This is a genomic window from Pseudomonas sp. P4_C8 (genome assembly GCF_056401975.1).
Genome location: NZ_JBFUIH010000085.1, coordinates 1 through 10,039, shown reverse-complemented (window position 1 = coordinate 10,039; position 10,039 = coordinate 1). Strand labels below are relative to the sequence as shown.

9 protein-coding genes are annotated in these 10,039 nt (G+C 60.3%); all 9 read left to right on the top strand.

All coding sequences use genetic code 11. From position 1 onward, the window contains the following. A partial coding sequence (gene bamA, locus AC1DWM_RS29595; RefSeq protein WP_477796834.1) for an outer membrane protein assembly factor BamA occupies positions 1 to 1,206 on the top strand: 1,206 nt, incomplete at its 5' end. A gap of 327 nt (positions 1,207 to 1,533) precedes the next feature. Then, positions 1,534 to 2,352, top strand: coding sequence for an ABC transporter substrate-binding protein (locus AC1DWM_RS29590; RefSeq protein ID WP_223521395.1), 819 nt, complete (start codon positions 1,534 to 1,536; stop codon positions 2,350 to 2,352). 10 nt (positions 2,353 to 2,362) lie between these two features. Then, positions 2,363 to 4,141 carry a cis-3-hydroxy-L-proline dehydratase gene (gene lhpI / locus AC1DWM_RS29585; RefSeq protein ID WP_477796833.1) on the top strand — a complete coding sequence of 593 codons (1,779 nt, stop codon included), beginning with the start codon at positions 2,363 to 2,365 and terminating at the stop codon, positions 4,139 to 4,141. After that, positions 4,134 to 4,799, top strand: coding sequence for an amino acid ABC transporter permease (locus tag AC1DWM_RS29580; protein WP_223521393.1), 666 nt, complete (start codon positions 4,134 to 4,136; stop codon positions 4,797 to 4,799). The genes lhpI and AC1DWM_RS29580 overlap by 8 nt, the downstream gene beginning before the upstream one ends. A gap of 10 nt (positions 4,800 to 4,809) precedes the next feature. Continuing rightward, positions 4,810 to 5,460 (top strand): amino acid ABC transporter permease, encoded by a 651-nt coding sequence (locus tag AC1DWM_RS29575; RefSeq protein ID WP_027924790.1) that lies wholly within the window; start codon positions 4,810 to 4,812, stop codon positions 5,458 to 5,460. Then, the gene (locus tag AC1DWM_RS29570; RefSeq protein WP_223521392.1) at positions 5,453 to 6,175 is read left to right on the top strand and encodes an amino acid ABC transporter ATP-binding protein; all 723 of its coding nucleotides are present in this window, start codon (positions 5,453 to 5,455) and stop codon (positions 6,173 to 6,175) included. The genes AC1DWM_RS29575 and AC1DWM_RS29570 overlap by 8 nt, the downstream gene beginning before the upstream one ends. A gap of 218 nt (positions 6,176 to 6,393) precedes the next feature. Continuing rightward, the gene (locus AC1DWM_RS29565) at positions 6,394 to 7,422 is read left to right on the top strand and encodes a trans-3-hydroxy-L-proline dehydratase (protein ID WP_477796832.1); all 1,029 of its coding nucleotides are present in this window, start codon (positions 6,394 to 6,396) and stop codon (positions 7,420 to 7,422) included. 127 nt (positions 7,423 to 7,549) lie between these two features. Beyond that, positions 7,550 to 8,467 (top strand): dihydrodipicolinate synthase family protein, encoded by a 918-nt coding sequence (locus tag AC1DWM_RS29560; protein WP_223521390.1) that lies wholly within the window; start codon positions 7,550 to 7,552, stop codon positions 8,465 to 8,467. Positions 8,468 to 8,537: 70 nt separating this feature from the next. Continuing rightward, complete coding sequence (abaF, locus tag AC1DWM_RS29555) at positions 8,538 to 9,935, top strand: fosfomycin efflux MFS transporter AbaF (protein ID WP_477796831.1); 1,398 nt, start codon at positions 8,538 to 8,540, stop codon at positions 9,933 to 9,935. The last annotated feature ends 104 nt before the right edge of the window (positions 9,936 to 10,039 follow it).

The following is a 10,039-nucleotide window of genomic DNA, read 5'->3' as shown; positions in this document are numbered from 1 at the left end:
CGTCTTGAACGCCTGGGCTTCTTTAAAGAAGTGAACGTCGAAACCCCGGCTGTGCCAGGTGTCGATGACCAGGTTGACGTGAACTACGGCGTTGAAGAACAGGCTTCCGGTTCGATCACTGCCAGCATTGGCTTCGCACAAAGTGCCGGCCTGATCCTCGGTGGTTCGATCACCCAGAACAACTTCCTGGGTACCGGTAACAAGGTCAGCATCGGCTTGACCCGCAGTGAATATCAAAGCAAGTACAACTTCGGCTTTGTCGATCCCTACTTCACTTCGGATGGCGTGAGCATGGGCTACAACCTGTTCTACAACCACACCGACTACGATAAATACTACGGTAACGGCGCCTCGTACTATTCCATCAACAGCTTTGGTGCCGGAACCTCGCTTGGCTACCCCATCAATGAGACTTCGCGGGCGACGTTTGGCCTGATGGCACAACATGACAGCATCGAGCCTGGCACCTATAGCGCGGATGAGATCTACGACTTTATCCAGCGCGAGGGCAAGGAGTTCACCAATTTCAAGGCGAGTCTCGGCTGGTCGGAGTCGACCCTGAACCGAAGTGTGCTGGCCACTCGCGGCCATTCACAGAACCTGAGTCTTACGGTGACGGTGCCGGGAAGCGACTTGAGCTTCTACAAGATCGATTACACCGGGCAGACCTATCTGCCGGTCAGCACTGCCACATCATTGCGTTTCCATACCAATCTCGGCTATGGCAACAGCTACGGCTCAACCGATGGCTTGCCTTTCTATGAAAACTACACGGCGGGTGGCGAAGGGTCAGTTCGCGGCTTCAAAGACGGCACCCTGGGTCCGCGCAACACCCCCGCCACCGGGAAGTATGCCAGTGCGGGTCAAGCCTATTATTCCGATCGGGACACCGACGCCTTGGGCGGCAATGTGCTCATCACCGGCGGCGTGGAATACCTGTTTCCGATGCCCTTCATCAAAGACACTAAATCCGTACGCACTTCGGTGTTCTGGGACGCGGGCAGTGTCTATTCGAACACGTGTAATTTGAGCACCACTCAAGGGTGCAACGGCGTAGATCTGAACCAGATGGCAAGCTCGCTGGGGGTTGGCGTGACTTGGTACAGCGCACTGGGGCCGCTGTCTTTCAGCTTGGCGCTGCCGATTCGAACACCCGATAACGCCGAAACGCAAGTGTTCCAGTTCTCTCTGGGAAAGACCTTTTGACCCATGTGTGGGAGGCCATTGTAGAGGGACCGGCATCTGTTATGCGGGAAGGGAATTACGGGCTTCTCACCCATTTTTCGTCAATCGGTGTTCCTTAAAGGGGCGCTCTGCTTCCCGTTGCTCCGATACGTAACACCAGCCCCTGGGGCCCACGAGTCCCCCCTGGGCATTACTACCCCGGTCATGTCGCTCCAAGCCCCCTACCTCAAGGTCTACCAACTAATTCACCTCAAGGACTGGAAATAGGCACGCCACTTGCTATTGTTAATATCGTATACGAAATCCTCAATACGATATTCAACAGCACTTCACACGAACGAGGCCTCTATGAAAAACCCCGCATTTGCCGTAGCCCTCAGCGCTGTTCTCAGTACCCTCTTTGTCGCCAACGCCCAGGCCGACAAGCTCGACGACATCATCGGTGCAGGCAAGCTGCGTTGCGCCGTCACCCTGGACTTCCCGCCCATGGGTTTTCGCGATGCCAGCAACAGTCCGGCCGGTTTCGATGTGGACTACTGCCGCGACCTGGCGAAGATCCTCGGGGTCGAGGCTGAAGTGGTCGAGACGCCATTCCCGGACCGCATTCCGGCGCTGGTCTCCGGACGAGCCGACGTGATCGTCGCCTCCACCTCCGACACCCTCGAACGGGCCAAGACCGTCGGCCTTACCGTGCCCTACTTCGCCTTCCAGATGGTGGTGCTGACCCGCGACGATACGGGCATCAACAACTTCGACGACCTCAAAGGTAAACCCGTGGGCAACACCAGCGGCACCTATGAGGCCATCGCCCTGGAGAAAGACGTGAAGAATTGGGGCACCGGTAGCTTCCGTGCCTATCAGTCGCAGAACGACACCCTGCTGGCCGTTGCCCAGGGCCACATCGACGCCACCGTGGTCACCAACACCGTCGCCGCCGCCACCCTCAAATCGGGAAAATACAAAAACCTGAAAGTCGCCGGTAACGCCCCGTACGTCATCGACTACGTCTCCCTCGGCGCCAAGCGCAACGAGTATGGCCTGCTCAACTACCTCAACCTGTTCGTCAACCAGCAGGTGCGCACCGGTCGCTACAAGGAGCTGTTCGTCAAATGGGTCGGCACCGATATCTCGCCCGCCAACCTGACCGTGCCACAGGTCTACTACTGAGATGTCCGGCATGCCTAGGTCCGTTTCTCTGACCGGTCGCAGCCTGGTCGCGGGCGCCGCTGAAGGTGCCCTGCTGTTCGCCGATGTCGGGCTGAGTTTCTGGGGCGGGGTTGACTCCAGCAGTGGCGAGGTCATCGATCGCCACCACCCGCTCAGCGGCGAATACCTGGCGGGGCGTGTGCTGGCGATTCCCAGTGGACGCGGTTCGTGTACCGGCAGCAGTGTGTTGATGGAACTGATCAGCAACGGCCATGCACCGGCGGCACTGGTGCTGGCCGAACCAGATGAGATCCTGACCCTGGGCGTGCTGGTGGCGCAGACTATTTTTGCCCGTTCCCTGCCGGTGCTCTGCATCGGCCGGGAGGCCTTCGCGACCTTGCACGATCAGGCCTTCGCCCGGGTCGACGGGGCCATGCTGAGCCTGTTCGAGTACCCGCCTGAGGATACTTGGCAGGCACTCGACAAACCTTTACCCAGCACCGACAGCCGCGCTTCAATCGAGCTCACCGAGTTTGATCGGGCACTGCTCGACGGTCAGCATGGACAAGCTGCGCAAATGGCCATGCACATTGTTCTGCGCATGGCCGAGCTGCAAGGGGCCCGAAGTCTGGTAGATGTCACCCAGGCGCACATTGATGGTTGCATCTACACCGGACCTGCAAGCCTGCGCTTTGCCCAACAATTGGTGCAATGGGGGGCAAAAGTGCGGGTGCCCACTACCCTCAATTCGATTTCCGTGGACCAGCGCCGCTGGCGCGAATTGGGCATCGACCCGGCCCTCGGCGAGCCGGCCAGTGCCTTGGGCGATGCGTATATGGCGATGGGCGCGCAACTCAGCTACACCTGCGCACCTTACCTGCTCGACAGTGCGCCCAAGGCTGGCGAGCAGATTGTCTGGGCCGAATCCAATGCCGTGGTTTACGCCAACAGCGTGCTTGGCGCACGCACCCTGAAGTACCCGGACTACCTCGACATCTGCATCGCTCTAACCGGCCGCGCCCCGCTGATTGGCTGCCACCTGGACGCGCAACGCAAGGCCCGCTTGCAGATCGAGTTGCCCGTACTCGGTGAACTGGACGATGCCTTTTACCCGTTGCTCGGATATCACATCGGTGCACTGGCCGGCAGCCGCGTGCCGCTGGTATTGGGCCTGGAAAACCGCAAGCCGAGCCTGGACGATCTCAAAGCCTTTGGTGCGGCCTTCGCCACCACCTCGGCGGCGCCACTGTTTCATATCGCCGGGGTCACCCCGGAAGCGATTGACCCGACACAGGTGCTGGAAGCGGATGCATCCATACCCGTAGAAAAAATCCGCCTGAAAGACCTGCTGGTGAGTTGGCGCGAGCTCAACAGTGCCCGTGACCACCGGGTGGATGTGGTGTCGCTGGGCAACCCGCATTTTTCCCTTAGTGAATTTGCTCATCTGGCGCGGCTGTGCCGAGGTCGGCACAAACACCCGAACGTCGTACTCGCCATCACCTGCGGTCGCGCAGTGTTAGAGCAGGCACGCCAGGCCGGGCACATCGCGGTGATCGAGGCCTTCGGCGCCACCCTGGTCACCGACACCTGCTGGTGCATGCTCGGCGAGCCGGTGATTCCACCCGCCGCCACCACGCTGATGACCAACTCGGGCAAATACGCTCACTACGCGCCTGGACTGGTGGGTCGCAAGGTGCATTTCGCCAGCCTTGCCGAGTGCGTCGATGCTGCGTGTAACGCCACCGCCAGCGGACGCCTGCCGGCCTGGCTGCAACCTGCCGCCCAACTGGAGAGCCCTGCGCATGTTTGACTACACCTTCCAATGGCGCTCAGCCCTGCGCGCCTTGCCGGATATGCTCGCCGGCGCCGTGGTCACCTTCGAGACCGCGGCACTGTCGATGATCTTCGGCGTGCTCATCGCCCTGGCCCTGACGGTCATGCGCGAAAGCAAACACCCGCTGCTGCGCGGCATCGGCAACGGCTGGGTATCGATTGCCCGCAACACGCCGTCGTTGTTCCAGATCTACATCCTTTACTTCGGCCTCGGCTCGCTCGGATTGCATGTCAGTTCGTGGCTCGCGCTGCTGGCCGGGATCACGTTCAACAACGCGGGTTACCTGGCGGAAAACTTCCGCGGCGGGCTCAAGGCTGTGCCCCAAACCCAGGTGCGCGCCGCCCGGTCACTGGGCATGAGCGCCTTTCAGACCTACCGCATGATCATCGTCCCGCAGCTGCTGCGAATTGTGTTTTACCCGCTGACTAACCAAATGGTCTGGGCGGTGTTGATGACGTCTCTGGGGGTGATTGTGGGGCTGAACAATGACCTGACCGGGGTGACCCAGGACTACAACGTCAAAACGTTCCGCACGTTCGAGTACTTCGCGATTGCGGCGGTGCTGTATTACGCCATTGCCAAGACGATCGTCGCGACAGCCCGGCTGTTTGCCTGGCGGTTGTTCCGCTACTGAGGAGCTGTCCATGTTTGCCACCGGTTTTTCCTCGAATGACCTGATGTTTCTGCTCAATGGCGCCTGGGTCACGCTGCAATTGACGTTCTGGTCGATCATCCTCGGCTCCATCGCCGGGCTGTTGTTCGGCTTGCTGCGGGCCTTGTTGCCACGGGCCAGTCTGCCGCTGGCCTGGGTGTTGGACGTGTTTCGCAGCGTGCCGCTGTTGATCCAATTCGTGCTGTTCAACTCACTCAAAAGCATCGTCGGCCTGAACATCAGCGCCTTCAGCGTCGGTTGCATCGTGCTCGGGGTTTACACCGCCGCGTACTTCACCGAGATCGTGCGCGGCGGCGTGCTGGCGGTGCCCTTCACGGTACGCCGGGCCAGCCGTTCACTGGGCCTGAGTTTCTTGCAGGACCTGCGCTGGATCGTCCTGCCAATGGCCACGCGAGTGGCCTTCCCCGGCTGGCTGAACCTGGTGCTCGGTGTGATGAAAGACACCGCGCTGGTGATGTGGATCGGCATCGTCGAACTGCTGCGCGCCTCGCAAACCATCGTCACCCGCATCCAGGAGCCGTTGCTGGTGCTGTGCATCGCGGGCCTTATCTACTACGTCATGAGCCTGGTGGTTGCACGCCTCGGCGCTCGTCTGGAAAGAAGGTGGCAGGAAAATGATTGAGATCGACAACGTACACAAATCCTTCGGCAACCTCGAAGTGGTCAAGGGCGTGAACCTGACCGTGAACAAGGGCGAGGTGGTATCGATCATCGGTGGCTCCGGCTCCGGCAAATCCACCCTGTTGATGTGCATCAACGGCCTGGAGCCGATCCAGAAAGGCAACATTCGCGTGGACGGTGTCGAGGTCCATCACAGCGCCACCGACCTCAACCGTCTGCGACAGAAGATCGGCATCGTGTTCCAGCAATGGAACGCCTTTCCGCACCTGACGGTCCTGGAGAACGTGATGTTGGCCCCGCGCAAAGTGCTGGGCAAAGGCAAAGCCGAAGCCGAGGAACTGGCGGTGCAACAACTGACCCACGTCGGTTTGGGCGACAAGCTCAAGACCTTCCCCGGCAAGCTGTCCGGCGGTCAACAGCAACGCATGGCCATCGCCCGCGCCCTGGCGATGTCACCGGACTACATGCTGTTCGACGAAGCCACTTCAGCCCTCGACCCGCAACTGGTGGGCGAGGTTCTGGACACCATGCGCATGCTCGCCGAAGACGGCATGACCATGGTGCTGGTGACCCACGAGATCCGCTTCGCCCGCGATGTGTCCGACCGTGTGGCGTTCTTTCGCAATGGGCTGGTGCATGAGATTGGGTCGCCGGATCAGGTGATTGGTAACCCGGTGCATGCGGAGACTGCGGCGTTTCTTAAATCGGTGAAATAACCCAAGGCCAACTCAACCCTGTAGGAGCTGGGTTGCCAGCGATGGTCGTCAACGATGACGCGTGCAGTCTGGATAAACGTGTCGTCCTTGCAATCTTCGCTGGCAAGCCAGCTCCTACAGTGATCGGTGTCGACCACCCATTTTATGTACACCACCAAATCCTGTAGGAGCTGGCTTGCCAGCGAAGAGGCTCTAACAGGCAACACAAGGAGGAAACCATGCGTTCATCAAAAGTAATCCATGTCGTCAGCTGCCACGCCGAAGGCGAAGTCGGTGACGTGATCGTCGGCGGTGTCGCCCCGCCGCCCGGCGCCACCGTGTGGGAACAGTCGCGCTGGATCGCCAGGGATGAAACCCTGCGCAACTTTGTGCTCAACGAGCCGCGCGGTGGCGTGTTTCGCCACGTCAACCTGCTGGTGCCGGCCAAGGACCCGCGGGCGCAGATGGCCTGGATCATCATGGAGCCGGCGGACACCCCGCCGATGTCCGGTTCAAACTCACTGTGCGTGGCCACTGTGTTGCTCGACAGCGGCATCCTGCCGATGACCGAGCCGCAAACCCGGATGGTGCTGGAAGCCCCCGGAGGACTGATCGAGGTCGTTGCCGATTGCCGAGATGGCAAAGTCGAACGGGTCGAAATCAAAAACGTGCCGTCCTTTGCCGATCGTCTCGACGCGTGGATCGAAGTCGAAGGTCTCGGCTCGCTCAAGGTGGATACCGCTTATGGCGGTGACAGTTTCGTGATCGCCGACGCCAAGGGTCTGGGCTTTTCAATCAGTCCGGACGAGGCCGCCGATCTGGTGAACGTCGGGCTGAAAATCACTCGGGCGGCCAATGAGCAATTAGGGTTTGTGCATCCGCTGAACCCGGAGTGGTCGCATATTTCCTTCTGCCAGATGGCGGCCCCCATCGTCCATGAGAACGGTATCGCCACAGGCGCGAACGCGGTGGTGATTCAACCCGGTAAAATCGACCGCTCCCCCACCGGCACCGGCTGCTCGGCGCGCATGGCCGTGTTGCAGGCCAAGGGCTTGATGCAGGTGGGCGAGCGTTTTATCGGTCGTTCGATCATCGGTTCCGAGTTCCACTGCCGCATTGACTCAATGACCGAAGTGGCCGGCCGCCCCGCCATCTACCCGTGCATTTCCGGGCGGGCCTGGATCACCGGCACCCACCAATTGCTGCTCGATCCGAGCGATCCATGGCCACAGGGCTATCGCCTTTCCGACACCTGGCCGGGTGCTTGAGCGCTTAATCCCTGAACACCCAGACCAACGGCTACTAAATCTCCCCAAAAACCCGAAAAAGCACTGGCCGAATCTTTTCATTTTAAATATCGTATACGAAATACACTTAACGATCCGGAGGCAACAAATGAGCAAACGTATTAACTGGAGTGGCGTCTTCCCCGCGGTGACCACTCAATTCAACGATGACTTCACCATCAACCTGGATAAAACCCACCAGGTGATTTCCAACGTGATCCGCGATGGTGTGTCGGGCCTGGTGGTGTGTGGTTCGGTAGGCGAAAACACCTCGCTGACCGCCGAAGAAAAAATCGCCGTCACCGAAGTCGCTGTCGATGCTTCTCGCGGCCGAGTACCGGTGATTTGTGGCGTGGCTGAATTCACCAGCGTGCAAGCGGCCAAAGTCGCCAACGCCGTGCGCAAGGTCGGCGTCGATGGCGTGATGCTGATGCCCGCGTTGGTCTATAGCTCCAAGCCCTTTGAGACCGCCGAGCACTATCGCTACGTGGCAAAAAACGCCGACGTGCCCCTGATGGTCTACAACAACCCACCGATCTACAAAAACGACGTCACCCCGGACATCCTGATTTCCCTGGCCGACTGCGACAACGTGGTGTGCTTCAAGGATTCCTCCGGCGATACCCGCCGTTTCATCGACGTGCGTAATGAAGTCGGCGACCGCTTCGTGCTGTTCGCAGGCCTGGATGATGTGGTGCTGGAAAGCATCGCCGTCGGTGCCGAAGGCTGGGTCTCGGGCATGTCCAACGTGTTCCCGAAAGAGGGCGAAACCATTTTCCGTCTGGCCAAGGCCGGGCGTTTCGCCGAAGCCATGCCGATCTACGAATGGCTGATGCCGATACTGCACCTGGATGCCCGTGCCGACCTGGTGCAGTGCATCAAACTGTGTGAAGCCATTGCCGGTCGCGGCAGCGCGCTGACCCGTCCGCCACGCCTGGCCTTGCCGGAAGCGGATCGGGTGTTCGTCGAACAGATCATGGCCAAAGCCCTGGCGAACCGTCCGCAGCTGCCGGACGTCGGCCTCTGAGTGATTGCCGGGCGGGCCTTGACGGCCCGACCCGGCTGCCTGTTTTTGCGCCCTTACAGGAAACATCAGCATGCCCAATCATCAAGACACTCAACGCACAACCACACCCTCCGGACTCAAACGTGTCGTGGCCGCCGCCATGGCCGGCACTGTCGCGGAGTGGTATGAATTCTTTCTCTACGGTACAGCCTCGGCCTTGGTCTTCGGCCAACTGTTCTTTCGCCAGACCGACAGCCCCGTCGACGGCATCATCGCCGCGTTCGCGCTCTACGCCGTGGGCTTTCTCGCCCGCCCGCTGGGTGGCCTGGTGTTCGGTCACTACGGTGACAAATTTGGCCGCAAGCGCCTTCTGCAACTGAGCCTGGTGGTCGTCGGTATCACAACTTTCCTGATGGGTTGCCTGCCCGGATTCGACCAGATCGGTTACGCGGCGCCTGTGTTGCTGGTGCTGTTGCGGCTGATCCAGGGTTTCGCCTTTGGCGGCGAATGGGGTGGCGCGATTCTGCTGGTGTCTGAACACTGTCCGGACAATCGCCGAGGCTTCTGGGCCAGTTGGCCGCAAGCCGGTGTGCCGGCCGGGAATCTGGTCGCGACGGTCGCCTTGCTGCTGTTGTCGTCGAACTTGTCTGAAGAGCAATTCCTCGCCTGGGGCTGGCGCGTGGCGTTCTGGTTCTCGGCGGTGGTGGTGTTGATCGGCTACTGGATTCGCACCAGTGTCGATGACGCACCGATTTTCAAGGAAGCCCAGGCTCGTCAGGCGCAAACCAAGCAGCAACAACTGGGCGTGACAGAAGTGCTGCGTCACCACTGGCGTTCGGTGCTGGTGGGCATCGGCGCTCGCTTTGCCGAGAACATTCTCTACTACACCGTTGTGACCTTCTCCATCACCTACCTCAAGTTGGTGGTGCATAAGGACACCTCAGAGATTCTGTTTCTGATGTTCGGTGCTCACTTGCTGCACTTCTTCCTGATCCCGCTGATGGGTTACCTGTCCGATCTGGTCGGGCGCAAACCGGTCTACCTCGTCGGCGCCGTGCTTACCGCATTTTGGGGTTTCGTCGGCTTCCCGATGATGGACACCGGGAACAACTGGCTGATCATGGCGGCCATTACCCTGGGCCTGGCCATCGAATCGATGACCTACGCACCGTACTCGGCGCTGATGGCCGAGATGTTCCCGACTCACGTGCGCTACACCGCCCTCTCGCTGTGCTACCAGGTGGCGCCGATTTTCGCCGGTTCCCTGGCCCCGCTGATCGCGATCACGTTGCTCAACAAGTACCACAGCTCGACGCCGATCGCCTGGTACCTGGTCGGTGCCTCGCTGATTTCCGTCGTTGCGGTCGGGCTGACCCGGGAAACCCGTGGAAAGTCGCTGCACGTGGTGGATGCCGAGTCCGCCGCGCGTATCGCAGCGCTGGAAAACGCCGCCCCCGTTACCCCGCAGCGAGGCGACTCGCTGGCGTGATTCCAAAACCTGTAGGAGCGAGGCTTGCCCGCGAAGGCGGTGTGTCATTCGACATTGATGGTGAATGACACACCGCCGACATTGATGGTGAATGACACACCGCC